Consider the following 26,290-nt stretch of genomic DNA (forward strand, 5'->3'; position numbering starts at 1 on the left):
CGCAGTCTTGTGGTTTGACCGGGGCATTTCAGTCCCGTTTTCGGCTCAGCAGGAAAAACGCGCTCAGCATCACCAGGGTGACGCCCAGCAGCAGGGTGGAAATCGCGTTGACATCGGGCTTCATCGACCGGCGCAACTGGCCCATCATGAAGGTGGGCAGGGTGTCCTGCCCCGGCGACTTGATGAATTCGGTGATCACCACGTCATCCAGCGAGATCACGAAGGCCAGCATCGCCCCGGCAAAGATCGCGGGCATCAGCAAGGGCAGCGTCACCCGCCGGAAAGTCTGCCAGGGGCTGGCGTAAAGATCGGCGGCGGCGGTTTCGAGGCTGAGGTCCATGCCCTCCAGCCGCGCCCGGATCGGCAGGTAGGCAAAGGGGATGCAGAACGCCGAATGTGCCAGGATCAGGTAGCCAAGCCCGGTATAGCCGGTGGCCTGCTTGACCATGGCAAAGAAGATCAGGAGGGCCACCGCCGTCACGATCTCGGGCACCATCAGCGGCTGGTTGATCATGGCATAGATCACGGTCTGCCCCGGCACGTGGCCGCGCCGCGTGGTTCCCAGCGCCGCCATGGTGGCCACCAGGGTCGAGATCACCGCGGCAAAGCCCGCCACGATCATCGAGGTGATGGCCGCGTCGGTGACCTCGCCGTTCTGCAGCGCCACGCCATACCAGTGCAGCGAGAACCCGCCCCATTGCGACACGCTTTCCGAGGCGTTGAACGAATAGCCGACCAGAGTGGCGATCGGGGCGTAAAGCACCAGGAACACCACCACCGCGATGGGGGCGAACCCCGGCAGCCGGGTCACCGAAAAGCTTTTGCCGCCCCGCCTTGTTGTGCGCTCAGCCATCCTTGCGGTCTCCGTTCAGGGTGCGGACATAGAACAGCAGCGCGATCGTCACCACCACCAGCAAGGTCATCGACAGCGCCGCCCCCAGCGGCCAGTTGCGGCCCTGGCCGAATTGCAGCTCGATGAAATTGCCGATCATCATCAGCTTGCCGCCGCCCAGGATGCGCGGCGTCACGTAGGCGCCAAGGCAGGGCACGAACACCAGGATCGAGCCGGCGATGATGCCGGGCTTGGTGATCGGCAGGATCACCCGGCGCAGGATCTGCATCCGGCTGGCGTAAAGGTCGTAGCCCGCCTCCAGCAGCCGCATGTCGAAGCGGTCGATCACCGCGAACAGCGGCAGCACCATCAGTGGCAGGTAGACATAGACCATGCCGATCAGCACCGCGGTGTTGGTGTAGGTGATCTGCAACGGCGCGTCGATCAGACCGAATTTCAGCAGGATGGCGTTCAGGATGCCCTCGTTGCGGATCACCTGGTTGATGGCGAAGGTGCGGATCAGCACGTTGGTCCAGAACGGAATGGTGATCAGGAACAACCACATGGCGCGGGCCTTGGGCGGCCGTGTGGCGATGAACCAGGCCGTGGGAAAGCCCACGGCAAAGGTGATCACCGTGGTCAGCAGCGACAGTTTCACCGACCGCCAGAAGATCGAGATATTGGCATCCGCCAGCCCCCAGGTGTCGTCGAAGATGTCCTTGGTGGCGACGATGCCGGTCCAGCCTTCCAGCGAGAACGCCCATTCCACGTTGCCATGCGCGCCGGGGGTAAGGAAGGAATAGACCAGCACGATCAGCAGCGGCCCGATGGCGGCCAGCGCCAGCAGCGCCAGCGCCGGGGTCGATAACGCCCAGGCAGTGCGGGTGTTGGCGGCGCGGGCGCGGTCCTCGTTGCTGGACAAGGCCCTAATCCCCCAGCACTTGCGCCGCACCCGGCGCAAAGCGCAGGCCGACCTTGTCACCCTGATGCAGACCCGCGTCGCCCGAAGCCGGGCTTTGCAGCCGCGCCACCACTTCCGAGCCATCGGCAAGGCCAAGGTGGCAATGGGTATCGGTGCCGAAATACACCCAGCTTCGCACGGTGGCGGCAAGCGCGCCGGGCTCATCCGCCGGACCGATGCGCACCTGTTCGGGGCGGATGGTCACGGTCACCGGGCCGATGCGGCCTTCGGTGCCGCCCGCCTCGATCCCGTCACCGGTGTTCAGCGTGACGCGACCACCCGTCACGCTGGCGGGCAGGAAATTGGTCTCTCCGATGAAGCTGGCGACAAAGCGGTTGACCGGGCGGGTGTAGATATCGACCGGGGCGCCGATCTGCTGGATCTTGCCGGCACTCATCACCCCGATGCGGTCCGACATGGTCAGGGCTTCTTCCTGATCATGGGTGACAAAGACAAAGGTGATGCCGGTTTCCAGTTGCAGGCGCTTCAGTTCCACCTGCATTTCCTTGCGCAGCTTCAGGTCCAGCGCCGACAGCGGCTCGTCCAGCAGCAGCACCTTGGGCTGCGGTGCCAGCGCCCGCGCGAGGGCCACCCGCTGCTGCTGGCCGCCCGAAAGTTGCGCCACCTTGCGCGAGGAAAACGCCTCCATCCGCACCAGCGCCAGCATCCGCTCGGCGGTGGCTTTCACCTCGGCCTTCGGGCGGCCCAGCATTTCCAGGCCGAAACCGATGTTCTGCAGCACGGTCAGATGCGGAAACAGCGCATAGCTTTGAAACACCGTGTTCACCGCCCGCTTGTTGGGCGGCAGGTCGGTAATGTCTTGCCCGTCCAGCAAAATCTGCCCCGAGGTCGGGGTCTCGAACCCGGCGATCAGCCGCAGCAGGGTGGTCTTGCCACAGCCCGACGGCCCCAGCAGCGTGAAGAACTCGCCCTTGCGGATCTGCACCGACACGTCATCCAGCGCCCGCACCGCCACATCGCCCTGACCAAAGGCCTTGACTGCGTTGCGGGCTTCCACGGCTATTTCCGACAAATATCTGCCCCCCGGCGCTGATTCACGGCCATTCAAGATTTGATCATGTTTTCCGGGAAGCGGCGGTCATGCAAGGCCTTTCGTGCCGGTTCCACCTTGATGGCCCAGCCAGGGGGCGGCATGCTCAAGTTCTGCGCACAGCGCGATCAGATCCTCGTCGGCACCAAAGCGGGTGGCCAGATGGACGCCGATCGGCAGCCCGCTGGCCGAGCGCCCCAGCGGCACCGAGGCGGCGGGTTGTCCCGAGGCGTTGAAGATGGCGCAGAACGGCGAATAGGCGAAAATGCCGTTCGGGCCCATGCGGTAGTCAAGGTAATCCTCGGTGGTGTGGGCGAAACGGCCCACCAATGCGGGCGGCTCGGCCAGCGTGGCGGTCAGCAGGATGTCAGGGCCGGGGCTGCCGTCTTCGGGGTCGAAATACGCGGCCATCTGGCGACCGAAGGCATGGATTTGCCCGACGGCTTGCAGATAGCGGGTGGGGGCAAGGGTCTGGGCATAGGCATGGGCACCGCGGCCGACGCCTTCCACCAGATCGGCGGTCAGCGGCCGGCCTTTCAGGCCAGCGTCGATGCCCAGCGCCGTGCCGACCGCCACGATGTCGGTCCAGGCCCGCATCATCATCGGCACATCGGCCCTGGGGCGGCCCGGTTCGACATGGTGGCCCAGGCTTTCCAGCAGCCGCGCGGCGGCCAGTACGGCGGCGCGGCAATCGGGGTGGATCGGCTCGCCGGTCAGCGTGGTGTCGCAGACCGCCACCCGCAGCCGCTGCGGCGGGCGGCTGATCGCGTCGGCATGGCTGCACTGCAAGGGCGGCGCCCAGTAGGGGGCACCCAGATCGGCCCCGGCGCAGGCATCCAGCATCACCGCGGTATCGCGCACCGAATGGGTCAGGAAACCGTCGATCGCCATGCCGGCCCAGCCCTCGCCGGCATAAGGCCCGTCCGGCAGCCGCGCCCGCGTCGGCTTGAAGCCGAACAACCCGCAGCTTGACGCCGGGATGCGCACCGAGCCGCCCCCGTCCGAGCCATGCGCGAAGGGCACGATGCCTGCCGCCACCGCCGCCCCCGAGCCGCCCGACGAGCCGCCCGAGGTGTGATCAAGGTTCCACGGGTTGCGGGTCGGGCCACCGTAAACCGCGGCTTCGGTGGCGGCACCGATGCCACCCTCGGGCGAGGTGGTGCGGCCGAAAGTGACGACGCCGGTGGCGCGGATGCGTTCGAAGATGGCGCTGTCGCGCTTGTAGCGGGTGTCGCGCAGCAGGTTTGATCCGTTGTGCGACGGGAAATCCACCGCCTCGCAGCCCAGATCCTTGATCAGGAACGGCACGCCGCGAAACGGCCCCTGCGGCAGGCCCGCGGCAATCGAGGCCCGCGCCACATCTTCCTGCATCAGCACCACGGCGTTCAGCTTCGGGTTCAGCCGCGCCACCGCGGCCAGCGCCTCGTCCAGCAACTCGCAGGGGGTAATCTCGCCCGCGGCGACCAGGGCTGCCAGATCGGTGGCGTCGTGCACATCGTAGGCTTGCAGCATGGTCGCTTCCTTGGCTGTTGCCGTGCCATGCTGCGGCGGCAAAGCCGGAAGGTCCACCCGGATTGACCGCGGCTTTCGTCGCAAATTGGCGATTACCGACGCATAGGTTGTCGGTTTCAGCCTGTGATTGCAGAGGGTTGCAGCAACCGGCCAAGTTCCGCCGCCAGTGCCTCGGGGGTCAGCGGCTTGGCAAGGTAACCGTCCAGCCCCTGCGCCAGATAGCCCGCGCGATGGGCGGCGCTGGCATCGGCGGTCAGCGCCACCACCGGCACCCGCGCCATGGACCCCGGCAGGGCGCGGATGCGGCGGAAGGTTTCCAGCCCGTCCATTTCGGGCATGTTCATGTCCAGCAGCACCAGATCGACCTGGGTCGCGGCCAGCAGCGCCAGCGCCGCAGCGCCCGAGTCCGCCTCCAGCGCCGCCACGCCCAAGAGGTTCAGATAGGTCGCCGCCACCAGCCGGTTGGTCGAGATGTCGTCCACCGTCAGCACCCGTTGCCCGGCCAGCGGCAGGGTCTGCGGTGCCGGTGCAGGTGCCGGAGCTTCGGTGGTGGGGGCGGCAAGGGTCAGCACGAAACAGGCGCCCTGCGGTGCGTCGGCGGGCGTCGGGCCATCGGCCAGCACCAGATCGCCCCCCATCAGCCGGGCCAGTTCGCGGCAGATCGCAAGGCCGAGGCCGCGCCCGCCATCGACCGGGCTGACCGCGCCGCCGCGCACGAAGGGCTGAAAGATCGCCTCGCGCTGGGCTTCGGCAATGCCGGGGCCGGTGTCGGTGACGGCGATGCGCAGCAGGTCGGCCGTCCGGCACACCTGCAACGTCACCTCGCCCCGGGCGGCGTATTTCAGCGCATTCGACAGCAGGTTCGACAGGCATTGCCGCAACCGCTGCGGGTCCAGCCGCACAAAGGCGGGCAGGTCGGCGGCCAGATCGAGGTTCAGCCGCAGCCCGGCTTCGTCAAAGCTGGGGCGGAACAGCGCCACGGTGGCGGCGATCTCGGCGGCGGGATCGACCGCTGCCGGGTGGATCTGCATCCGCCCTTCCTCGACCGCCGACACATCCAGAATGTCGTCCAGCATCGTGCTGAGGCCCGAGGCCGCCGCCACCAGAACCTCCAGCCGTTCCTGCCCCAGCGCATCGGGGTTGCGGCGCAATTCGGCGTGGCCCATGCCGAGGATGGCGTTCAGGGGCGTGCGCAACTCGTGGCTCATCTGCGCCAGAAACCGGCCCTTGGCGGCATTGGCGGCCAGCGCCTGCGCGCGGTCGGCGGCGACGTTGCGGTTCAGGATATGGGTCTGCACCAGCGCGCCGGTGGCATAGCCCAGCACCAGCAGCGCACAGAACGTGGTGAACACCAGCGAAGTGATGTCGCGCAGGTGCAGCCAGTGGGCCGAGTTCGACACCAGCCCTGCCGTGGCGATGGCGGCAAGTCCCGCAAGCCCCAGCGGCAGGTGGATCGCCCGCACCGTCACCACATGCAGCATCGAGGAGACCAGCATGCCGACGGCAAAGGCCTTCATGTAGGGACCGTCCAGATGCCAGATCAGCGCCGGGGGGGCGGCAAAGCCCAGTTCCGTCACATAGCAGATCGCCAGCACCAGTCCGTAGCGCCCGCGCTGGCGCGTCGGATCAAGGTCGCGCATCAGCCGCATGCTGACGATCTCGCCGGTGAAGTTCACCGCCGCGCAGATCAGCGGGATCGGCCAGGGCAGGAACAGCATCGACAGGGCATAGGCCAGCATCGAGGTGAAGAACCGCACCGGCGCATCGCGCCACAACAGCTCCAACTGGCGGCGCAGCTCTTCGGCCAGGTCGATGCACCTGGGGCAGGTGGGCGGCATTTGGGATGCAGAGGTCATCGACTTTGCCGCCCTGAAGGGCATCCCCGTCCGCCGGATGGCGGCGGGCCGACGCCTTGGGGCAGCCTAGTCCGCTGCGGGCGCGACTGTCACGGTGATATCCTGACGCAGACTGCCGTCCGAGTTGAAAATCAGAATCCGGTCATCGGTGGTGACCACGGCAAACCAGCCCGCGCCTTGGGTGAAGGCCGCGGCCTTGGTTCCGGCAGGCAGGGCAATGGACGCAGGCAGCGCCGTGGGGCCGCCCGAAGGCAGCCGGGTGACAAGCAGCCCGACGATGGTTATGACACCGGCAATCATCGTGACCGTCAGCACGGTCACCAGCGTTTTCAGAAACCTCAGGCTGGGCGGAAGCCCTTCCGGTGCCGGAGCCGTATCCATGGCCAACTCTCCGTTTGCGGCAGACGATGCCGATGATGAAACCGATGCAGCAAACCTGCGTGTGGTCATTGGCGAAGACCCGCCCGACCGCCTTGATAAGGCGCTTGCGCGGCAGGTGCCAGAGGATGCGGCACTGTCACGCTCGCGGCTGATGAAGATGATCGCGGATGGGGATGTGACGCTGGAGGGCGTCGCCGTCACCAACCCCAAGGCGCGGGTGGCCGAGGGGCAGGAATATCTGCTGCGGCTGGCGCCGGCGGTGGACATCGACGCGCAGCCCGAGGATATCCCGCTGACCGTGGTCTGGGAGGATGCCGATCTGATCGTGGTTGACAAGCCGGTGGGCATGGTGGTGCATCCGGCGCCCGGTTCCTACACCGGCACGCTGGTCAACGCGCTGCTGCATCATTGCGGCGACACGCTGTCGGGGGTGGGTGGCGCCAAGCGGCCCGGCATCGTGCACCGGATCGACAAGGACACCTCGGGCCTGCTGGTGGTGGCGAAAACCGACCGGGCGCATCATGGCTTGGCCGCGCAGTTCGAGGCGCATAGCGTGACCCGCCACTACATCGCGCTGGTGCATGGCGCGCCCAACGCCGCCGACCCGCGGCTGCGCGGTATCCGTGGCGTCAGCTTCGAGCCGGGCGGGATTGTCTGCATCGCCACCAATCTGGCGCGCCACAAGACCGACCGCCAGCGCCAGGCGGTGCTGTTCGACAGTGGCCGCCACGCGGTCACGCGGGTGCGGGTGCTGGAAAGCTATGGCACCCCGCCAGTGGCGGCGCTGGTGGAATGTTGGCTGGAAACCGGGCGCACGCATCAGATCCGGGTGCATATGTCCCATGCCGGGCACGCGCTGCTGGGCGATCAGACCTATGGCGGTCGCCGCAAGGTGGCACCGAAAGCGGTTGGCGAAGCGGTGGCGCAGGCCGCCAACGATTTCCCGCGGCAGGCGCTGCATGCGGCCAGCCTCGGCTTCGTGCATCCGGTGTCGGGAGAGGAGCTTCTGTTCACCTCGCCGCTGCCTGCCGATATGGCGGCACTGACCGCGGCACTGCGCGGGGTCTGAATGGCCGGGTCCGAAGGGGTGCCCCTGCGGACCCGCGCGCTTACTCGCTCAGCCGCCCGGCGCCGTGGACCGCCGGTTCGTTGCGGCTTTTCCACAGCGACACCGCCACGCCCGCGGTCAGGATCGCAAAGGTGATGCCCAGCGACCAGCTTGCCGGAAACTTCTGCCACCCCATCATGTCGGCCACGAAGATCTTCGAGCCGATGAACACCAGCAGGATCGCCAGCGCATATTTCAGATAGTGAAAGCGGTGCAGCACCGCAGCCAGCGCGAAATACAACGCCCGCAGCCCGAGGATCGCGAAGATGTTCGAGGTATAGACGATATAGGGGTCGGTGGTGATGGCGAACACCGCGGGAACCGAATCCACCGCGAACACCAGATCGGCGATCTCGATCAGCACCAGCGCCAGGAACAGCGGCGTCATCTGGCGCACCATCGCCCCGGTCCCGGCAGCGGGGGCTTTCACGAAAAAGCGGCTGCCATGCAGGCCGGGTGTGACGCGGAAGTGCTTGCGCATGAACCGCAGCACCGGGTTGGCGCTCAGGTCCATGTCTTCCTCGTCGGTGACCAGCATCTTGACACCGGTAAAGATCAGGAAGGCGGCAAAGACATACAAGAGCCAGCCGTATTGCGCGACCAGCGTCGCCCCCAGCCCGATCATGAGGCCGCGCAGCACGATCACGCCCAGAATACCCCAGAACAGCACGCGGTGCTGATACTGCCGCGGAATCGCGAAATAGCTGAAGATCAGCGCGATGACGAAGATGTTGTCCAGCGCCAGGGTCTTTTCCACCACGAAGGCGGTCAGGTATTCCGCCGCCGGCTGCGCGCCCAGTTGCAGCCAGACAAAGCCGCCGAAGCCAACGCCAAGGCTGATGTAAAGTGCGGAAAGCTTCAGGCTTTCGGTCACGCCGATCTCGTGGTCGGATTTGTGCAGCACGCCAAGGTCAAGCACCAGCAGCGCCAGAACGACCGCCATGAAGGCAAACCACATCCACAGCGGTGTGCCCAGAAATTGCGAATAAAGCAGGATATCCAAGATGCAGCCTCGTCCTGTTGGGGAACGTGGCAGCAACCGCCCGCAGGATCGAAAGACCGGGCTGTCACCGAGCACGCTCGGTGCGATCCGACATCACGGCTGCAACTGCCGTCAGAGGGGCCCGGTTCGTTCTTGGGATTTAGGGAGTGTTCGGGGCGGCGCAAGGGGGGCTGCGCCGAATTTCCGCGCTGTTGCGACCGGCGCGCGGCCGTGCTGCTGAAATCCCTGCAAAGCGCCTTAACCTTATCGCAACGCGCCGCTGGCAGGCTGAGGCCATGCCTGTTGACCAAGGGGGCTGCGATGCAGGGCGTTTCTTCGGCCGCGATGGCCTGGGTGCAAGGTTCTTCGACCTATCCGCTGCGTGATGGTGCGGCGCAGACCGATCTGACGACGCTGGTGAAGGCCGATGTGGCGACCCAGCGCAGCGAACAGGCCGCGAATTTCAAGCAGATGCGCGAGGCCGGGCAGGGGCATGCCAACCAGCCGCACCGCGGCGAGACGGATCGCTTGTTGGCCAAGGTGGCCAGGCTGACCCGGGCGCTGAGCCGGTTGCTGGCCGAGAAGACCGGCGCGGGGCAGAACACCGTGCAGGCCGGGGCGGCGGTGCTGGTCTCGGGCGAGCATCAGACCACCGGCGGGGTGTCGCTGACGATCAGCGCGGGCCGGATTTCCGGCCTCTATACCGATTTCAAAAGCGGGCTGGCGCCGCTGGCCTATTACAACGATGCCAAACTGGCCGATACGCTGGTGCTGAACGCCGATGTGGTGGAAAACGTCGATACCGCGGGCGGGTCGGATGCGGTGACGATCACGGCGCGCGAGGTCAGCGGCATTTTTACCGGCAACGACGCCGATGCCGTCAGCATCATTGCCGATGTGGTGCGCGACGTCAGCACTGATGCCGGTGATGTCGATTGGATCATGGCCTCGGGCGCGATCCGCGAGGCGGGTGATGCGGTGGCGATTGCCGCCCGGATTGTCGATGGCGTCAGCACCGGTGGCGACAATGACGCCATCGCGGTTATGGCGGGCGTGGCGGTCGGGCTGGACGCGGGGGCGGGCAACGATGCGATCAGCGTGCAGTCGCTGGTGGTCGGCGGCATCTCGGGCGGCGCGGGTGATGATGTGATCACCGTCGATGCCGCGATCGGCCAGCGGCTGTCGCGCGACCCGCAGGAAGGCGGCGAACTGGACCCGGTGGCGGACAAGACCGCGGCGGCGCGGATGGCTTCGGCGCTGGCCTGGGGGAGCCATGTCGGCGGCGGCGACGGCAATGATGCGATCACGGTGCGGGCGCAATCGACCATCGGCATCGCGGGCGGCGCGGGGGATGATACCATCGCGCTGCAAGGCGGCACGGTGGGCTTGTATTACCGGCTGGGCGACGGCAACGACAGCGTGGCTTTGGCGGCGGGCACCGAGGCGGTGGTGCAGATCGGTGCCGAATTCACCGGCTTCGCGCTGGAATGGGGCGAGGACAGCCTGACGCTGCGGCTTGGCGAGGGCAGCATCACCTTCACCGGCACCAAGGCCGCGGGGGCGATCGGCCTGCGGCATGGCGCGGGCGAGGTGATCCTGCTGCAACCGGGGGCCGCCACGCTGGACCGGGTGGCCTGACGCTGACATCTGCGTGATATTTCCGACACATTCATCCGCGGGCGACGGAGCCGCGTATATCTGGCGTTAAGCTGTTCTGTGATAGCGCAATCTCTTGCGGCTTCGTCATAGGGTACTTAAGTAGCTGGCCCCGGCCCGGGAATTTCCGGGCAGGGCAGGAGGGTCCGATGAGCACCTATACCAATCTTCCCGCGCCAAGCCCGGAACAGGGCCTGAACCGGTACATGCAGGAGATTCGCAAGTTTCCGCTGCTGGAGCCGGAAGAGGAATACATGCTGGCGAAGCGTTGGGTCGATCATCAGGACGCGACCGCCGCGCACAAGATGGTCACCAGCCACCTGCGGCTGGCCGCGAAAATCGCCATGGGCTATCGCGGCTATGGGTTGCCGCAGGCCGAGGTGATCTCGGAAGCCAACGTCGGGCTGATGCAGGCGGTGAAACGCTTTGACCCGGAAAAGGGTTTCCGGCTGGCCACTTACGCGATGTGGTGGATCAGGGCCTCGATTCAGGAGTACATCCTGCGGTCGTGGTCACTGGTGAAACTGGGCACCACTTCGGCGCAGAAAAAGCTGTTCTTCAACCTGCGCAAGGCCAAGGCCAAGGTCGGCGCGCTGGAAGAGGGCGATCTGCGGCCCGAGAACGTCGCCCGCATTGCCCATGACCTGAACGTGTCGGAAACCGAGGTTATCGACATGAACCGCAGGCTTTCCGGCGGCGATGCCTCGCTGAATGCCACGGTCGGCTCGGACGGCGAGGGCAGCACGCAATGGCAGGACTGGCTGGAGGACGAGGACAGCGATCAGGCCAACGACTATGCCGAGCGCAACGAGCTGGAGATGCGCCGCGCCCTGCTGGTGCAGGCGATGGCGGTGCTGAACGACCGCGAGAAGGACATCCTGATGCAGCGCCGTCTGGCCGACGAGCCGGTGACGCTGGAGGATCTGTCCGCCAGCTATGGCGTCAGCCGCGAGCGTATCCGCCAGATCGAGGTGCGGGCGTTTGAAAAGCTGCAGGAACGCATGCGCGAACTGGCGCGCGGCAAGGGCATGGCAATCCCGGCCTGAGGGCGGCTGCGCGCAGCTGTCGCAGGGCCAATGTCGGAAATGCGCGCCATATTGCCGCTTTCAGGCCGCCTGCAGGGATTTGCGTTTGAACCGGCGGGCATAACCCTATAGGCGCTGAGTATTCCTTGCACAGGGGGCTGCCATGAACATGCTTGATACCTTCGTCAAACCGATGCACCGCGAGGGGCTGCGCTTTGTCGGCATCTTTGCGGCGGTCACGCTGGTGGGCTTTCTGATCTGGGATCCGATCGGCTGGGTGGCGCTGGGCCTGACGATCTGGTGCTATTACTTTTTCCGCGACCCCAAGCGGGCGGTGCCGCAGGCCGAGGGGCTGCTGGTCAGCCCTGCCGATGGCGTGGTGTCGCTGATCGAAACCGCGGTGCCGCCCGAGGAATTGGGCATGGGGCCGGAGGCCCTGCTGCGGGTCTCGGTCTTCATGAACGTGTTCAACTGCCATGTGAACCGCGCGCCGATTGCCGGCAAGGTCACGGCGATTGCTTATCGCGCGGGTAAATTCCTGAACGCCTCGCTCGACAAGGCCAGCATCGACAACGAGCGCAACAGCCTCAGCATCGAGATGGCGGATGGCCGCAAGATCGCCGTGGTGCAGATTGCCGGGCTGGTGGCGCGGCGGATCGTGTGTTTCGTGTCGAAAGATCAGGCCGTTCGCACCGGCGAGCGGTTCGGGCTGATCCGTTTCGGCTCGCGGCTGGATGTCTATCTTCCCGCAGGTGTGCAGCCGCAGGTGACGCTGGGCCAGACCATGATCGCCGGCGAGACGGTGATTGCGGACCTCGCCGCCAACCCGCCCGCCCGCACCGCCAAGACCGAGTGATTGCCCGGCCATGACGGAACCGAAAAGACCAAGGTCCGAACTGCCACTGGTGCAACTGCTGCCGAACCTGCTGACGGTGACGGCGCTTTGCGCGGGCCTGACCGCGATCCGCTTTGCCGCGCAGGGGCGGTTCGGCTTTGCCATTGGCCTTATCCTGCTGGCGGCGGTGCTGGATGGCTTGGACGGCCGACTGGCGCGGATGCTCAAGCAGGAAAGCCAGATCGGCGCCGAACTGGACTCGCTGGGCGATTTCGTGAATTTCGGGGTGGCCCCGGCGTTGACGCTGTATTTCTGGGCGTTTCAGGGCTGGTCGAGTGCGGGCTGGATTGCGGTGCTGATCTATGCGGTGTGCTGCGTGATGCGGCTGGCGCGGTTCAACGTAGACAGCCGGGTGCCGCATGATCCGACTGCGAAGACCCATTTCGTCGGTGTGCCTTCGCCTGCCGGGGCCATGCTGGTGATGCTGCCGATGTATGTGGTGTTCATGCTGGACGGCATGCCGCACCTGCCGCCGAGTCTGGTGGCGATCTGGATGGTGGCGATCGGCGCGCTGATGATCAGCCGGGTGCCGACGCCCTCGTTCAAGGGCACCACGTTTTATGCCGATACTGCCAGCTACATCGTGCTGGGCTTTGTGGCGCTGGTGGCGGCGCTGCTGACCTATACCTGGACCACGCTGGTGGTTCTGGACGTGGCCTATCTGGCCGCATTGGGATTTGCGGTGCGCCAGTATCGGGTTGGCCGTTCCGGGGAGGAAGAGTGACATGGACCTGCACGCTGTTCAGAAATCCTACGCCCGCTGGGCGCCGATCTACGATCTGACGTTTGGTGCCATCACCGATGCCGGGCGGCGGGCAGCGGTGAGCTTTGTCAACCGCGCCGGCGGCGATGTGCTGGAGGTGGGGGTGGGCACTGGCCTCGCGCTGCGCCGCTATGGCCATAACGTCCGGGTCACTGGTGTCGATTACAGCGCCGAAATGCTTGAAAAGGCGCAGGAAAAGGTAAAAGAGCTGCGGCTGCGGCAAGTGGTGGCGCTGGAGCAGATGGACGCCCGGGCGTTGGGCTATCCCGATGACAGTTTCGATCATGTCATGGCGATGCACATCATGTCGGTGGTGCCGGAGCCGGAAAAGGTGCTGGCGGAAATGGCGCGGGTCTGCCGTCCGGGCGGGTCGGTGATCGTGGTCAACCACTTTGCCCGCGAGGCCGGGTTTCTGGCGGTGGCGGAAAAGGCGGCGGCGCCGATGGTCAACTTGCTGGGCTGGCATTCGGATTTCGCGAGGGCGCGGGTGATGGGCGAGGCCGGGCTGCTGTTGAAGCAGGAACGCACGCTGCCGCCGTTCGGGATGATGACGATGCTGCGGTTCCGCAAGCTGTGATGCGGGCTTGTCGGCGGGGCGGGCTGGCCCTAGCCTGACCGCCGTGCAGCGGAGGCGATGATGGCAGCGGTTCGGTGGGGTATTCTGGGGGCGGCGAATTTCGCCCGGCATCACATGGCCCCGGCCATCCATGCAGCAAAGGGTGCCGAACTGGTGGCGCTGGCCACCTCTGATCCCGCCAAGGCGGTGCCGTTTCAGGCGTTTTGCCCCGGGCTGCGGCTGCATGACAGCTATGAGGCCTTGCTGGCCGACCCCGGGATTGATGCGGTCTATATTCCGCTGCCCAACCATCTGCATGTCGAATGGACGCTGAAAGCCCTCGCCGCGGGCAAGCATGTGTTGTGCGAAAAGCCGATTGCCATGCAGGACTCGGACTTCGACGCGCTGATCGCCGCCCGCGATGCCAGCGGCTTGCTGGCGGCCGAGGCCTACATGATCGTGCATCACCCGCAATGGCAGCGCGCCCGTGATCTGGTGCAGTCGGGCGCCATCGGCCGGGTGGAACATGCCGATGTGGTGTTCAGCTATGACAACCGCGCCGACCTCGCCAATATCCGCAACCGGCCGGAAACCGGCGGTGGCGGCATCCGCGACATCGGGGTCTATGCCTATGGCTCGGTGCGTTTCGTCACCGGAGCGGAGCCGGAAGACCTGCAAGCCCGCGTGCGGTTTGAAAACGGTGTCGATACCTGGGCGCAGGTGACGGGCACTTTTGCCGGACCGCAGGGGCGGTTCAGCTATGCCGCGCTGACCTCGATGCGGCTGTTCCCGCGGCAAGAGGTGGTGTTTCAGGGCGAAACCGGGCTGATCCGGCTGACCGCCCCCTTCAATGCCAACGTGTTTGGTGAGGCGCGGGTGGAATTGCACCGCCCCGGCCTGTCGATGACGGTCGAGCGTTTTCCCGCCGCCAACCACTATGTGTTGCAGGTCGAGGCGTTTTGCACCTCGGTGCGGACCGGCGCGGCCTACCCTTGCCCGCTGGAATTCGTGCGTGGCACCCAAGCCATGATCGACCGGATTTTTGCCGCTGCGGTTGCAGTGTCGTAAATGCTGCAATTGCAAGGAGCGAGACGATTCGCCACATCCTCTGCGCGAACTGTCAGGCTTGCTTGACATGTTTTCGGTGTTAAGGTGACGTCGCGCAGGATTATGGAATCATGGGGCGCAGCAAGGCCTTGGGTCTTGCAACGGCGGGGGGTCGCCCATGGAACTTTCGGAAGGCAAGTCGGCATGACTGGGAACCTGAACGAAAGCTCTGGCCTGGATCGAACGGCATTGGATCGGGCCAACGACCTGTTCCGCTCTGGCCGGGCCACGTTGCCGCAAGAGGCGGTGCATGCCCTGGCGCAAGAGGTGATTGCGCGGCTGGATCAGCGCAACAAGGAAACCCTGCGCGTCGAAGGCCCTGTGCCGCAGGCCGAGATCGACGCGCTGTGCGTTGATCTGCTGGCCGCCGACGAAAATGTTGCCACCGACCGGATCATGCGCGCCCATGACAGCGGCGTGTCGATCGAGCGGCTGTATTTCGGCTATCTGGCGCAGGCCGCCCGGCAATTGGGCGAGATGTGGGAAGATGACGAGGCCTCGCTGCTGGAGGTCGCCATCGGCACCGGCCGGATATATGCGATCATGCGCGGCTTGCGGCGGCTGTTCTGCGCCGAAAGCGTGGTGCTGCCGGACGAATTCCGCGCAGTCTTTGCCGCGTCGCCGGGCGAGACCCATACGCTGGGCGTGACCATGGCCGCCGACCAGATGCGTCGTCGTGGCTGGCAGATCGACCTGAAAGTGGGGATGTCGCACGAGGAACTGGTCGATTCGATCAGCCATCGGCAGTATCCGATCATCGGCCTGTCGGCCAGTTGCACCAGCATGATCTTTGCGCTGTCGCGGCTGATCGTGGCGCTGCGCATCCGCAATCCCGGTGCCTGGATCATGATCAGCGGCAAGATCGCCGATCTGGAACCCGACCTGATGACCCTGACCGACGCCGATGCGGTGGTGAAAGACCTGCCCGAGGCCGAGGTGCAGATGCAAAACCGGCTGCAAGCCCGGTTGCAGGCACAGCGGCGGGGCTGACCCCGCCGCGGTTTTTCAGGCCTCCATCGCCTCCAGCTCGTCGATGAAACCTGCGATCATGCTCAGGCCCTTGTCCCAGAATTTCGGGTCCGACGCGTCAAGCCCGAAGGGCGCCAGCAGTTCCTTGTGGTGCTTGGACCCACCAGCCTTCAGCATGTCGAAATACTTCTCCTGGAACCCCGGCAGGCCGTCGGCATAGGCGGCATAAAGCGCGTTCACCAAACCGTCGCCGAAGGCATAGGCATAGACGTAGAACGGCGAGTGCACGAAATGCGGGATATAGGCCCAGAAGGTTTCATATCCCGGCATGAAATCGAACACCGGGCCAAGGCTTTCGGCCTGCACGCTCATCCACAGGGCGTTGATGTCGTCGGGGGTCAGTTCGCCCTGCGCGCGGGCGGCGTGCAGTTTGCACTCGAAGTCGTAAAAGGCGATCTGGCGGACCACGGTGTTGATCATGTCCTCGACCTTGCCGGCCAACAGGGTCTTGCGTTCGGCAGGCGTGCTGGCGCCATCCAGCAGCTTGCGGAAGGTCAGCATTTCGCCGAACACCGAGGCGGTTTCGGCCAGCGTCAGCGGGGTGGAGGACAAAAGTTCGCCCTGTGCTGCGGCCAGCACCTGATGCACGCCGTGGCCCAACTCGTGCGCCAAAGTCATCACGTCGCGCGGTTTGCCAAGGTAGTTCAGCATGACATAGGGATGCACGGTGGTGACGGTCGGGTGGGCAAAGGCACCGGGAGCCTTGCCGGGTTTGACGCCCGCATCAATCCAGCCCTTGGAGAAGAACGGCTCCGACAGCGCCGCCATGCGCGGGTCGAACGACGCATAGGCGGCCTGCACGGTCTGCCGCGCGGTGTCCCAATCCACCAGTTTCGGCGATTCCTGCGGCAGGGGGGCGTTGCGGTCCCAGACCTGCATCCGCTCCAGCCCCAGCCATTTCGCCTTCAGCGCATAATAGCGGTGGCTGAGCCGCGGGTAGGCCGCGACCACGGCATTGCGCAGCGCCTCGACCACCTCGGGCTCGACATGGTTCGACAGGTGCCGCCCGGTTTGCGGGGTCGGCATCTTGCGCCAGCGGTCGTGGATTTCCTTTTCCTTGGCGAGCGTGTTGTGGATGCGGGAAAACAGTTTGATATCCCGCTCGAACACCTTCGCCAGCGCCCGGGCCGCAGCCTCGCGGCGGGCGCGGTCGGGGTCGGTCAGCAGGTTCAGCGTGGCTTCGAGGCTGAGGGTCTCGTTCTCCGGCGTGAAGGTCAGCCCGGCCATGGTTTCATCGAACAGCCGGTTCCAGGCCGAGGCGCCGACCACGGATTCGTCGTGCAGAAAGGTCTCCAGCTCGTCCGACAACTGGTAGGGCCGCATGGCGCGCATGCGGTCGAACACCGGCTTGTAGCGGGCGAGGGCTTCGTTGGCGGCCAGCAGGCCTGCCAGATGGTTTTCGTCCAGACGGTTGAATTCCAACGAGAAAAACACCATCGGCGTGGTGAAGGTGGTGATCTTGTCCTGCATGTCGGCCATGAACTTGGCGCGGTCGCTGTCCATGGTGTTCTGGTAGTAACGCAAGCCCGCGTAAGACATCAGCCGCCCGGCGGCGATGTCGATCGCCTCGTAATCCTGCACGCAGGCCAGCATCTGATCGGCGGAAAGGCTGGCCAGCTTGCCCTTGTGCGCGGCCTCGAAGGCCACGACCGCACGCTCGACAAAAGCCAGATCGGCGGCCAGTTGCGGCGCCTCGGGGCTGGGGTAAAGGTCGGTCAGATCCCATTCGGGCAGGTCGCCAAAGCCTGCGGCGGCACTGTTGGCATCAAAGACCGGGCGGGGCAGGGGAAGCGGCATGCGGAACCTCGTTTGCTGTTCATCCCATCTAGGGGGAAGGGTGGGGTGGGTGCAAGGCCGCGGGGATCAGCTTTTCGTGGGTAAAGCGGCGCGAAACCGGGCGAGTGCGCCTAAAATATAGGCATATGCTGGGGGAATGCGCGCGAATGGCCGCCAAGGCTTCCCCCTGCGCCGCGCCACTGATTAAGTGAAAGGGCAAGCACAGGGGCATCCGCCGTGACAAGCTGTTTCAACGAGATGTATCTGCAAGGCGCCGTGCGCCCACCCTATGCCCGGCTGGAAGGCTGGACCCGGGCCATGCCGGCCGAGTTGCGCCAGATGAAACAGGCCGAGGCCGAGGCGCTGTTTCGCCGGATCGGCATCACCTTCGCGGTTTACGGCGAGGGTGGCGACCCCGACCGGCTGATCCCGTTCGACATGTTTCCGCGCGTCTTCAGCCATGCCGAATGGACCCGGCTGGAGCGTGGCATCAAGCAGCGGGCGCAGGCGCTGAACGCCTTTCTGGTCGATGTTTACGGGCGCGGCGAGATTGTGCGGGCCGGGCGGATTCCGGCGCGGCTGGTCTATCAGAACGCGGCCTACGAGAAATCGGTGGTGGGTTTCGTGCCGCCCAAGGGGGTTTACAGCCACATCGTCGGCGTCGACCTGGTGCGCACCGGGCCGGACGAATTTTTCGTGCTGGAGGACAACTGCCGCACCCCTTCTGGCGTCAGCTACATGCTGGAAAACCGCGAGATCATGATGCGGATGTTCCCCGATCTCTTCCGCGAAAACCGTATCCTGCCGATCGACAGCTATTCCGAACGGCTGCGGCGCACCCTGGCCTCGGTGGCCCCCGCCAAATGCGACCGCGAGCCGACGGTGGTGATCCTGACGCCGGGGCATTTCAACAGCGCCTATTATGAACACAGCTTTCTGGCCGATCTGATGGGGGTGGAACTGGTCGAGGGCCAGGATCTGTTCGTGGAAGGCGAGTATGTCTACATGCGCACCACCGAAGGCCCGCGCCGGGTGGATGTGATCTATCGGCGGCTGGACGATGCCTATCTGGACCCGCTGTGCTTTCGCCCCGACAGCATGCTGGGGGTGGCGGGGCTGATGGACGTTTACCGCTCGGGCGGGGTGTCGATCTGTTCGGCGCCGGGGGCCGGGGTGGCCGACGACAAGGCGGTCTATACCTATGTGCCGGAAATGATACGGTTTTATCTGGGCGAGGAGCCGATCCTGAACAACGTGCCGACCTGGCAATGCGGCCGCGATGACGAATGTCGATATGTGCTGGAGCATCTGGCCGAACTGGTGGTGAAAGAGGTTCACGGCTCGGGCGGTTACGGCATGCTGGTGGGGCCGAAATCCAGCGCCGCCGAAGTCGAGATGTTTCGCGCCCGCATCAAGGCCAACCCCGGCAACTACATCGCCCAGCCGACGCTGGCGCTTTCGACCACGCCGACCTTCGTGGCCGATGGCATCGCCCCGCGGCATGTGGACCTGCGGCCCTATTGTCTGGTTGGTGAAAGCATTGATCTGGTGCCCGGCGGGTTGACGCGGGTGGCACTGACCGATGGCTCTCTGGTGGTGAATTCCAGCCAGGGTGGCGGCGTCAAGGACACCTGGGTGCTGGCGGAGTGATGTCATGTTAAGCCGGACCGCCGACAATCTTTACTGGATCGCCCGCCGGATGGAGCGCGCCGAAACCGCCGCCCGGCTGCTGGAGGTGGGCGCGCGCATCTCGCTCTTGCCCTCGGTGCACGGCTATCGCAGCGAATGGGACAGCCTGTTGCGCGCGGGCGGCATGGCCGACGGGTTTGCCGCCAAATACGGCGACCCGGTGCAGCGCAACATCGAAAGCCATCTGTTCTTCGACCACGACAACCCCTCGTCGGTGGCGGCCTGCATCACCGCGGCACGCGAGAATGGCCGCATCGTGCGCACGGCGCTGACCGCGCAAGTCTGGGACGCGCTGAACACCGCGTTTCAGGAATTGCGCGCGCTGGAACGCCGCGAACGCAGCGAGCTGGAGCTTTCGGAAATGACCGAATGGACCATGCGCCACGCCGCCATGGTGCGCGGCGCCATTGATGCGACGCTGCTGCGCAACGACGGCTACAACTTTCTGAACATCGGCTATTATCTGGAGCGTGGCGACAGCACAGCCCGGCTGATGGACGTGAAATACTATGTGCTGTTGCCGAAGGTCGATTATGTCGGCTCGGGGCTGGACAACTACCAATGGGCCACCTTGCTGCGGGCGATGTCGTCGCAACGGGCGTTTCACTGGGCCTACGGTGGCGAGGTGACGGCGGCCAAGATTGCGCATTTCCTGATCTTGAACCCGCAATGCCCGCGCAGCCTGATCACCTGCGTCGCCGGGATGAACAACCACCTCGGGCGGCTGGCCAAGGCTTACGGGCGGATGACCGAGGCGCAGGAACTCAGCGCGCGCTTGCTGGCGGGGCTGGACTCGGTCAGTGTCGAGGCGATCTTCGAGGAAGGCTTGCACGAGTTCCTGTCCCGCTTCATCCGCGATGCGGCCAGCCTTGGCGCGGTGATCCACGACAGTTACCTGAGCGGGGACATGCGTTGATGTTGCTGAGTGTCGATCATGTGACCCGCTATCGCTATGACACGCCTGCCCGCAGCGTGGTGCAAAGCCACCGGCTGACCCCCTCGCGGTTCGACGGCCAGCGGCTGCTGGACTGGGAAGTTTCGGTGTCGGGCGGGCTGGCAGGTGGGGCGTTCCGCGATGGGGCGGGCGACTGGGTGCAAGGCTGGAGCGTGCCCGGCCCGGTCAGCGAGATTTCGGTCACGGTGCGCGGGCGGCTGGAAACCACGGATCTGTCAGGGGTTTTGCGCGGCCACCGCGAAGCGGTGCCGCCGGAATGTTACCTGCGCTCCACCACGCCCACCCAGGCCGATCAGGCGCTGGCCGATCTGGCGGCGCAATGCGTCACGGCCTCGGGCGGCTTGGAAACCGCGCACCGGCTGTCGGCGGCGGTCGCGGATGCCATCGTCTATCGCCCCGGCACCACCCATGCCCACACCACCGCCGCCGAGTCGCTGGCCGGTGGCGAAGGGGTCTGTCAGGACCATGCCCATGCCGTGCTGGCGATGGCGCGGCATCTGGGGATGCCTGCGCGTTATGTCTCGGGCTACCTGCATGCCAGCGAGGATGGCACCCTGCACGAGGCGGCGCATGCCTGGGCCGAGGTCTGGGTGGCAGGCCTGGGCTGGGTTGGTTTTGACCCCGCAAACCGTTGCTGCCCGGACGAACGCTATATCCGGCTTGGTTCGGGGTTGGATGCACAAGATGCAGCACCTATTCGCGGCATTGCCCGGGGGCCCGGCGTCGAAAGCATGGACGTGACGGTTGCAGTTCAGTCGGTGCAGCAATAGGCTGGCCCGCAACGGAACCGGGGAAGACGAATGACCTATTGCGTGGGCCTGCTGGTGAATGCGGGGATGGTGCTGCTGTCGGACACCCGCACCAATGCCGGGCTGGACAATATTGCCACCTATCGCAAGATGTTCGTGTTCGAAGACCCCGGCGAACGGGTGATCACCATCCTGACCGCCGGCAGCCTGTCGGTGACGCAAACCACCATCGCCCGATTGAAGGACGCGGTGCGCGGGCCGGATGTCGATGCCGAAACCTCGATCATGCTGGCGCCGACCTTGCTGCGGGTGGCCGAGATCATCGGCAATACCCTGGCGGCGGTGCGGGCCGATGTCGATGAAAAGCTGGTGGCGATGGGGCAGGGGGTTTCGGCCAGCATGATCGTCGCCGGGCAGCGGCGCGGCGGCGAGATGCGGATGTTCCTGATCTATCCCGAAGGCAATTTCATCGAGGCCACCGAGGACACGCCGTTCCTGCAGATCGGCGAGCACAAATACGGCAAACCGATCCTTGACCGGGTGGTGACGCCCGCGACCAGTCTGGCCGATGCGCAGAAGGCGGTGCTGCTGTCGATGGATTCGACGCTGCGCTCGAACCTCAGCGTCGGCATGCCGCTGGATCTGGCGGTGATCGAGCGCGATGCCTGTCGGGTGACGCTGCGGCGGCGGATCGAGGCGGGCGATCCGGGGTTCCGCGCCATGTCGGATGCCTGGTCAAAGGCGTTGCGCGACGGGTTCGCCCAGATCACGCTCTAGTCGCTCATTGCTTCCTTGCGGGCGCGCTTCGCTGCAGCGAGGACCGACCGAAAGGGAGGGAGGAGCGGCGGAATGGTCCAGCGCCTGTCGGGCGGCAATACCGGTGTCCACTTTTGCCTGACAGGCGCTAGCGATTGGCCTCGAACAGCGCCACTGCACTGGCGATGAATCGGCTGCGGGTGACAGGCACTTCCATCATCACCTCGTGCTCGGAACCGGGGATCAGGTCCAGCCGCCCGCGCGGCCAGGCCGCCATCCGCAGATGCACCGGCCCGGTATCGACGACCCGTTCCGAAGTGCCGAGCGCGCAATAGGCGGCGACAGGCGGCGACGGCATCATCGACAGCGCGTGACATTCCATCAGCGCCGCATGCAGCCAGCCCATCGACGGTCCGCCCAGCGTCAGCTCGGGATGCGTCAGCGCCTGGCGTTTCATGTAGTCCCAGGTTTCGCTGTCCTTGGTCAGGATGTTGCCGGCAAACTCGGCCTCGGCCAGATAGGTCTTGCCGCCGGTCCCCGGCGCATAGCGATGCGCCTGATTGAACCAGACCGACATGGTGGAAAACACCGACGCAAAGGGCCGCATCCAGGCGGCGATGGAAATCCCCCACATCGGTGCCGAGAACGCCGCGGCCTGCACCTTGATGCCGCGCATCAGCCCGCGCAGCGCAATGCAGCCGCCCATCGAATGGCTGAGCAGATAGCGCGGTTCCGGCAGACCCTGCGCATCCGCCGCCGTCAACAGCGCATCCAGATCGCGTTGATATTCCGCGAAATCCTGCACATGGCCCGCCATCGGGTCGGCCAGCAGCCGGTCGGCCAGCCCCTGACCGCGGCAGTCGAAGGTCAGTGTGGCATAGCCGCTGGCCGCCAGATCGCGGGCGATGCGGCCATATTTCTCGATATATTCGGTGCGGCCGGGCAGCAGGATCACCGTGCCGCGCGGCCCGTTTCCATGCCACAGCCCGGCGCGCAGCCGCACTTCATCGGCAGTGGTCAGCCAGAAGGTGCGGCCATCTTCGGGGCCCTCGGCAATCTCGGCAAAGTACGGAGCAGCTTTCAACTTAGCGCCGCCCCCAGCTTCATCGCCAGACCCATGGCACCATCAACTGTCAGCTTGCCGGTCATGAAGGCCATCGTCGGGTTCATCTCGCCGGCCAGAATCGCGGCAAACACCTCGCCGCTGGCGGTCAGCGTCACTTCGGCAGGCTCGTCGCCGGGGCGCACGCCATTGGCGTCGATCATGATCGCCCCCTCACCGGGGATGACGAATTTCGCCACGCCATCAAAACTTGGCACCTTCTTGCCCAGTTCTTCCACAGCCTTTGCGATTACCTTGCTCATCCTGCTCTCCCTGCGGTCCCCGAAACGTGAGCGGCAGGATATGGCTTTTCCCGCCGCGCGCGCTACACTTGCCCGTGAAATGTATGCGCAGCAACCCTTTCCACTTCGTATCGTTGCGGCAATTGTGCTGATTTTCCTGTCATGCCTGCCCGTTGCCGCCCAGACCGCCAAGCTGGACGCGCTGTTTGCGGATCTGGCCACCGCTGATGAGCGTCAGGCAGTGCGGATCGAATCCGATATCTGGCGCGAATGGTCGCGGTCCGGCTCGCCCGCCTTCGATCTGCTGCTGGAGCGGGGCCGCAAGGCGATGGAGCAGGGCGATTACGAGGTGGCGATCCAGCATCTGACGGCGCTGACCGACCATGCGCCCGAGTTTGCCGAGGGCTGGAACGCGCTGGCCACCGCCTATTTCCAGAACGGCGATCTGGGACCGTCGATCGAGGATATCCAGCGCACGCTGGCGCTGAATCCGCGGCATTTCGGGGCGCTTTCCGGCTTTGGCGTGATTCTGGAGGAGTTGGACCGCCCGGAACAGGCGCTGGCCGTCTATCGCGCCGCGCTTGCTATACATCCGCGCCTGCAGGCGGTATTGGACGCGGTGAAGCGGCTGGAAGAAAAAGCCGCGGGCCAGGCGCTGTAACAAACCACGGGCAGGATGATGCGATCGAACGCGCGGGTCACGGCGGTCCTTGGGCCGACCAATACCGGCAAGACCCATTACGCCATCGAGCGCATGCTGGGCCACCGCACCGGGGTGATCGGCCTGCCGTTGCGGCTGCTGGCGCGCGAGGTCTATGACAAGATCGTGGCCCTGCGCGGCCCGTCGGTGGTGGCGCTGGTCACCGGCGAGGAACGCATCGTGCCCGATCGCACCCAGTATTGGGTCTGCACCGTCGAGGCGATGCCGCTGGAGATCGGTGCCGATTTCGTCGCCATCGACGAGATCCAGCTTTGCGCCGACCCCGAACGTGGCCATGTCTTTACCGACCGCCTGCTGCGGGCGCGCGGCCTGCTGGATACAATGTTTCTGGGCTCGGATTCGATGCGTCCGGCGATTGCGGCGCTGGTGCCGGGGGTGCAGTTTTCCCGGCGCGAGCGGTTTTCGACTTTGACGTGGAATGGTTCGAAAAAGATAAGCCGGATGCCCGCGCGCAGCGCCATCGTCGGGTTTTCGGTTGAAAATGTCTATGCCATCGCCGAATTGATCCGCCGCCAGAAGGGCGGTTGTGCGGTGGTGATGGGGGCGCTTTCCCCCCGCACCCGCAATGCGCAGGTGGAACTGTATCAGAATGGCGACGTCGATTATCTGGTGGCCACCGATGCCATCGGCATGGGGCTGAACCTTGATATCGGCCATGTCGCCTTTTCCGCCACCGCCAAGTTCGATGGCCGCCGGATGCGGGCGCTGTTCCCGCACGAGCTGGGTCAGATCGCGGGAAGGGCCGGGCGCTATCTGGAGCCCGGCAGCTTTGGTGTCACCGGCGAGGCGCAGGTGCTGGACGACGAGGTGATCGAGGCGATCGAGAACCACCGCTTTGCCCCGGTGCGCAAGCTGAACTGGCGCAACGACGTGCTGGAGTTCGGCACGGTGGCGCGGCTGATTGGCTCGCTGGAGGCCCCCACCGACAACGAATGGCTGAACCGCACCCGCGAATCCGACGATCTTGCGGCGTTGAAGGTGCTGTCGGACCTGCCCGACCTGCACGACCGCATCCGCAGCCCGCAAGCGGTGCGTCTGCTGTGGGATGTCTGCCGCATCCCGGATTTCCGCGGCATTTCGGGCGGCGAGCACACCAGTTTGCTCGCGCGAATCTTCGGCTTTCTGCAGGATGGACGGGTGCCGACCGACTGGTTGGCCAAGGCTGTGGCGCGGATCGACAAGACCGATGGCGATATTGACGCGCTGTCCAAACGTCTGGCCTATATCCGCACCTGGACATATGTCGCACAGCGCAAAGGCTGGGTGGACGATGAAAGCCATTGGCGCGATGAAACGCGCGCTGTAGAAGACCGCTTGTCAGATGCGTTGCACGCACGGCTGACGCAAAGATTTGTCGACCGGCGCACCTCGGTTCTGATGCGGCGGTTGAAGCAGAAGGAGAGCCTTGTGGCCGAGGTCAATACGTTGGGTGAAGTGACGGTGGAAGGCGAATTCGTCGGCCGTCTGGAAGGGTTCCGCTTCCGTCAGGATGCGTCAGGCTCGCCAGACGAGGCGCGGGTGCTGCGGCAGGCCGCGGTGCAGGCGCTGCGCCCCGAGTTCCATCTGCGGGCGGACAAGTTCTACAACGCCCCCGACACCGAGATGGATTTCACCGAGCAGGGCGGCCTGATGTGGGGCACCTATGCCGTCGGCAAGCTGGTGGCGGGGGCCGAGGTTACCCGGCCGCAGGTCGAGGCTTTCGTGGACGAAGATGCAGGCCAGGAGGTGCTGGAAAAGGTGCGCCGCCGCTTGCAGCATTTCATCGACCGCAAGGTGGCGGCGCTGTTCGAGCCGCTGCTGGCGCTGGGCCGCGACGAGACGCTGACCGGGCTGGCCCGCGGTTTTGCCTTCCGGCTGGGCGAGGGGCTTGGCGTTCTCAGCCGCGCCGAGGTGGCCGAGGATGTGAAGGCGCTGGACCAGGAGGCGCGCTCGGCCTTGCGCAAGCATGGCGTGCGGTTTGGCCAGTTCACCGTGTTCCTGCCGCTGCTCTTGAAGCCCGCGCCGACCCGGCTGCGGCTGGTGTTGTGGTCGCTGGCCAATGGTCTGGCCGAGTTTCCCGAAAGCCCGCCGCCCGGTCTGGTGACCATCCCCAACCTGCCGGAAGTGCCGCGCAACCATTACACGCTGGCGGGCTATCACCCGGCCGGCAGCCGCGCCATCCGCATCGACATGCTGGAACGGCTGGCCGATTTGCTGCGCGCCAAGGACAGCCGGGCGGGGTTTGAAGCCACGCCCGAGATGCTGTCGATCACCGGCATGACGCTGGAGCAGTTCACCGATCTTATGGCCGGTCTGGGCTACAAGGGCGACAAGGGCGAGCGGCCCAAGGTCAAGGCCGAGGTGGTGGTGCCGGTGGTGGTGTCCACCGCGCCGATCCCCGAGGGGGAATCGGTGCTGGCGCCGCCTCCCGAAGCTTTGGCGCCGGAACCCGAAGCGCCCGCCGCCGAAGGCGAAGCGGAGGCTGCCGAGCCGCCGGTGGTCGAGATGGAAACCTTCGTCACCTTCACCTGGGCCCCGCGCCCGCGTGGCGGCGAAGGCCGTGGCCCGCGCGCCCGGACCGAACTCCAACCGGCCGGCGAGCGCCGC

At 65.6% G+C, this 26,290-nt stretch carries 24 protein-coding genes; 14 read left to right on the forward strand and 10 right to left on the reverse strand.

The window, feature by feature from the left end; genetic code table 11:
- Positions 1–28 precede the first annotated feature (28 nt).
- The 6 genes from RSW2DRAFT_RS07390 to RSW2DRAFT_RS07415 all read right to left on the reverse strand — a co-directional run bounded on the left by RSW2DRAFT_RS07390 (position 29) and on the right by RSW2DRAFT_RS07415 (position 6,593).
- Positions 29–853 carry an ABC transporter permease gene (locus RSW2DRAFT_RS07390; RefSeq protein WP_008029569.1) on the reverse strand — a complete coding sequence of 275 codons (825 nt, stop codon included), beginning with the start codon at positions 851–853 and terminating at the stop codon, positions 29–31.
- The gene (locus tag RSW2DRAFT_RS07395) at positions 846–1,754 is read right to left on the reverse strand and encodes an ABC transporter permease (RefSeq protein WP_008029570.1); all 909 of its coding nucleotides are present in this window, start codon (positions 1,752–1,754) and stop codon (positions 846–848) included. The genes RSW2DRAFT_RS07390 and RSW2DRAFT_RS07395 overlap by 8 nt, the downstream gene beginning before the upstream one ends.
- 4 nt (positions 1,755–1,758) lie before the next feature.
- Positions 1,759–2,811 (reverse strand): ABC transporter ATP-binding protein, encoded by a 1,053-nt coding sequence (locus tag RSW2DRAFT_RS07400; RefSeq protein WP_008029572.1) that lies wholly within the window; start codon positions 2,809–2,811, stop codon positions 1,759–1,761.
- 81 nt (positions 2,812–2,892) lie between these two features.
- On the reverse strand, positions 2,893–4,356 hold the full coding sequence (locus tag RSW2DRAFT_RS07405) for an amidase (RefSeq protein WP_008029573.1): 1,464 nt from the start codon (positions 4,354–4,356) through the stop codon (positions 2,893–2,895).
- A 116-nt stretch (positions 4,357–4,472) separates the two neighbouring features.
- The gene (locus tag RSW2DRAFT_RS07410; protein ID WP_232209662.1) at positions 4,473–6,212 is read right to left on the reverse strand and encodes an ATP-binding protein; all 1,740 of its coding nucleotides are present in this window, start codon (positions 6,210–6,212) and stop codon (positions 4,473–4,475) included.
- Positions 6,213–6,278: 66 nt separating this feature from the next.
- Positions 6,279–6,593, reverse strand: coding sequence for a DUF6476 family protein (locus tag RSW2DRAFT_RS07415; protein ID WP_040671788.1), 315 nt, complete (start codon positions 6,591–6,593; stop codon positions 6,279–6,281).
- Between RSW2DRAFT_RS07415 and RSW2DRAFT_RS07420 the strand changes: the two genes are divergently transcribed.
- A complete protein-coding gene (locus RSW2DRAFT_RS07420) occupies positions 6,592–7,662 on the forward strand; it encodes an RluA family pseudouridine synthase (RefSeq protein WP_008029578.1) in 1,071 nt (356 codons plus the stop codon). The two genes, RSW2DRAFT_RS07415 and RSW2DRAFT_RS07420, sit on opposite strands and share 2 nt — an antisense overlap.
- 40 nt (positions 7,663–7,702) lie before the next feature.
- Here RSW2DRAFT_RS07420 and RSW2DRAFT_RS07425 read toward each other — a convergent pair whose 3' ends face one another.
- Positions 7,703–8,704: a TerC family protein gene (locus tag RSW2DRAFT_RS07425; RefSeq protein WP_008029580.1), complete on the reverse strand. Its 1,002-nt coding sequence runs from the start codon at positions 8,702–8,704 to the stop codon at positions 7,703–7,705.
- Between the two features lie 300 nt (positions 8,705–9,004).
- On the opposite strand from RSW2DRAFT_RS07425, the gene RSW2DRAFT_RS07430 reads away from it, so the two are divergent.
- The 7 genes from RSW2DRAFT_RS07430 (at position 9,005) to RSW2DRAFT_RS07460 (ending at position 15,675) form a co-directional block, all read left to right on the forward strand.
- Positions 9,005–10,321, forward strand: coding sequence for a hypothetical protein (locus RSW2DRAFT_RS07430; protein ID WP_008029583.1), 1,317 nt, complete (start codon positions 9,005–9,007; stop codon positions 10,319–10,321).
- A 167-nt stretch (positions 10,322–10,488) separates the two neighbouring features.
- Positions 10,489–11,385 carry an RNA polymerase sigma factor RpoH gene (gene rpoH / locus RSW2DRAFT_RS07435; RefSeq protein WP_008029585.1) on the forward strand — a complete coding sequence of 299 codons (897 nt, stop codon included), beginning with the start codon at positions 10,489–10,491 and terminating at the stop codon, positions 11,383–11,385.
- 142 nt (positions 11,386–11,527) lie between these two features.
- Positions 11,528–12,220 (forward strand): phosphatidylserine decarboxylase, encoded by a 693-nt coding sequence (locus RSW2DRAFT_RS07440; protein WP_008029587.1) that lies wholly within the window; start codon positions 11,528–11,530, stop codon positions 12,218–12,220.
- 10 nt (positions 12,221–12,230) lie between these two features.
- Positions 12,231–12,983 (forward strand): CDP-diacylglycerol--serine O-phosphatidyltransferase, encoded by a 753-nt coding sequence (pssA, locus tag RSW2DRAFT_RS07445; protein ID WP_008029588.1) that lies wholly within the window; start codon positions 12,231–12,233, stop codon positions 12,981–12,983.
- 1 nt (position 12,984) lies between these two features.
- Positions 12,985–13,599, forward strand: coding sequence for a class I SAM-dependent methyltransferase (locus tag RSW2DRAFT_RS07450; RefSeq protein WP_008029589.1), 615 nt, complete (start codon positions 12,985–12,987; stop codon positions 13,597–13,599).
- A gap of 57 nt (positions 13,600–13,656) precedes the next feature.
- A complete protein-coding gene (locus RSW2DRAFT_RS07455; protein ID WP_040671791.1) occupies positions 13,657–14,646 on the forward strand; it encodes a Gfo/Idh/MocA family protein in 990 nt (329 codons plus the stop codon).
- Between the two features lie 183 nt (positions 14,647–14,829).
- Positions 14,830–15,675: a cobalamin B12-binding domain-containing protein gene (locus RSW2DRAFT_RS07460; protein WP_008029591.1), complete on the forward strand. Its 846-nt coding sequence runs from the start codon at positions 14,830–14,832 to the stop codon at positions 15,673–15,675.
- A 15-nt stretch (positions 15,676–15,690) separates the two neighbouring features.
- Here the strand turns inward: RSW2DRAFT_RS07460 and RSW2DRAFT_RS07465 are convergent, their stop codons facing one another.
- Positions 15,691–17,511 (reverse strand): M3 family oligoendopeptidase, encoded by a 1,821-nt coding sequence (locus RSW2DRAFT_RS07465; protein WP_008029592.1) that lies wholly within the window; start codon positions 17,509–17,511, stop codon positions 15,691–15,693.
- 237 nt (positions 17,512–17,748) lie between these two features.
- Between RSW2DRAFT_RS07465 and RSW2DRAFT_RS07470 the strand changes: the two genes are divergently transcribed.
- From RSW2DRAFT_RS07470 to RSW2DRAFT_RS07485, 4 genes are read left to right on the forward strand one after another with little or no spacing between them, the layout of a single operon-like run.
- Positions 17,749–19,140, forward strand: a complete 1,392-nt coding sequence (locus RSW2DRAFT_RS07470) for a circularly permuted type 2 ATP-grasp protein (protein ID WP_040671793.1) — start codon at positions 17,749–17,751, stop codon at positions 19,138–19,140.
- A 4-nt stretch (positions 19,141–19,144) separates the two neighbouring features.
- Complete coding sequence (locus tag RSW2DRAFT_RS07475) at positions 19,145–20,095, forward strand: alpha-E domain-containing protein (RefSeq protein WP_008029594.1); 951 nt, start codon at positions 19,145–19,147, stop codon at positions 20,093–20,095.
- Positions 20,095–20,904: a transglutaminase family protein gene (locus RSW2DRAFT_RS07480; protein WP_008029595.1), complete on the forward strand. Its 810-nt coding sequence runs from the start codon at positions 20,095–20,097 to the stop codon at positions 20,902–20,904. Before RSW2DRAFT_RS07475 ends, RSW2DRAFT_RS07480 begins: the two co-directional genes overlap by 1 nt.
- A 30-nt stretch (positions 20,905–20,934) precedes the next feature.
- Positions 20,935–21,660, forward strand: a complete 726-nt coding sequence (locus RSW2DRAFT_RS07485) for a proteasome-type protease (RefSeq protein ID WP_008029597.1) — start codon at positions 20,935–20,937, stop codon at positions 21,658–21,660.
- 127 nt (positions 21,661–21,787) lie between these two features.
- Here the strand turns inward: RSW2DRAFT_RS07485 and RSW2DRAFT_RS07490 are convergent, their stop codons facing one another.
- The gene (locus RSW2DRAFT_RS07490; RefSeq protein ID WP_008029599.1) at positions 21,788–22,723 is read right to left on the reverse strand and encodes an alpha/beta fold hydrolase; all 936 of its coding nucleotides are present in this window, start codon (positions 22,721–22,723) and stop codon (positions 21,788–21,790) included.
- Positions 22,720–23,004, reverse strand: coding sequence for an SCP2 sterol-binding domain-containing protein (locus RSW2DRAFT_RS07495; protein WP_008029600.1), 285 nt, complete (start codon positions 23,002–23,004; stop codon positions 22,720–22,722). Before RSW2DRAFT_RS07495 ends, RSW2DRAFT_RS07490 begins: the two co-directional genes overlap by 4 nt.
- Before the next feature lie 40 nt (positions 23,005–23,044).
- Between RSW2DRAFT_RS07495 and RSW2DRAFT_RS07500 the strand changes: the two genes are divergently transcribed.
- A complete protein-coding gene (locus RSW2DRAFT_RS07500; protein WP_008029603.1) occupies positions 23,045–23,644 on the forward strand; it encodes a tetratricopeptide repeat protein in 600 nt (199 codons plus the stop codon).
- An 18-nt stretch (positions 23,645–23,662) separates the two neighbouring features.
- Positions 23,663–26,290: helicase-related protein (locus RSW2DRAFT_RS07505; RefSeq protein ID WP_040671825.1), on the forward strand; the 2,628-nt coding region annotated here is incomplete at its 3' end.

The organism is Rhodobacter ferrooxidans, from assembly GCF_000176015.1.
Lineage (GTDB): Bacteria > Pseudomonadota > Alphaproteobacteria > Rhodobacterales > Rhodobacteraceae > Pseudorhodobacter_B > Pseudorhodobacter_B ferrooxidans.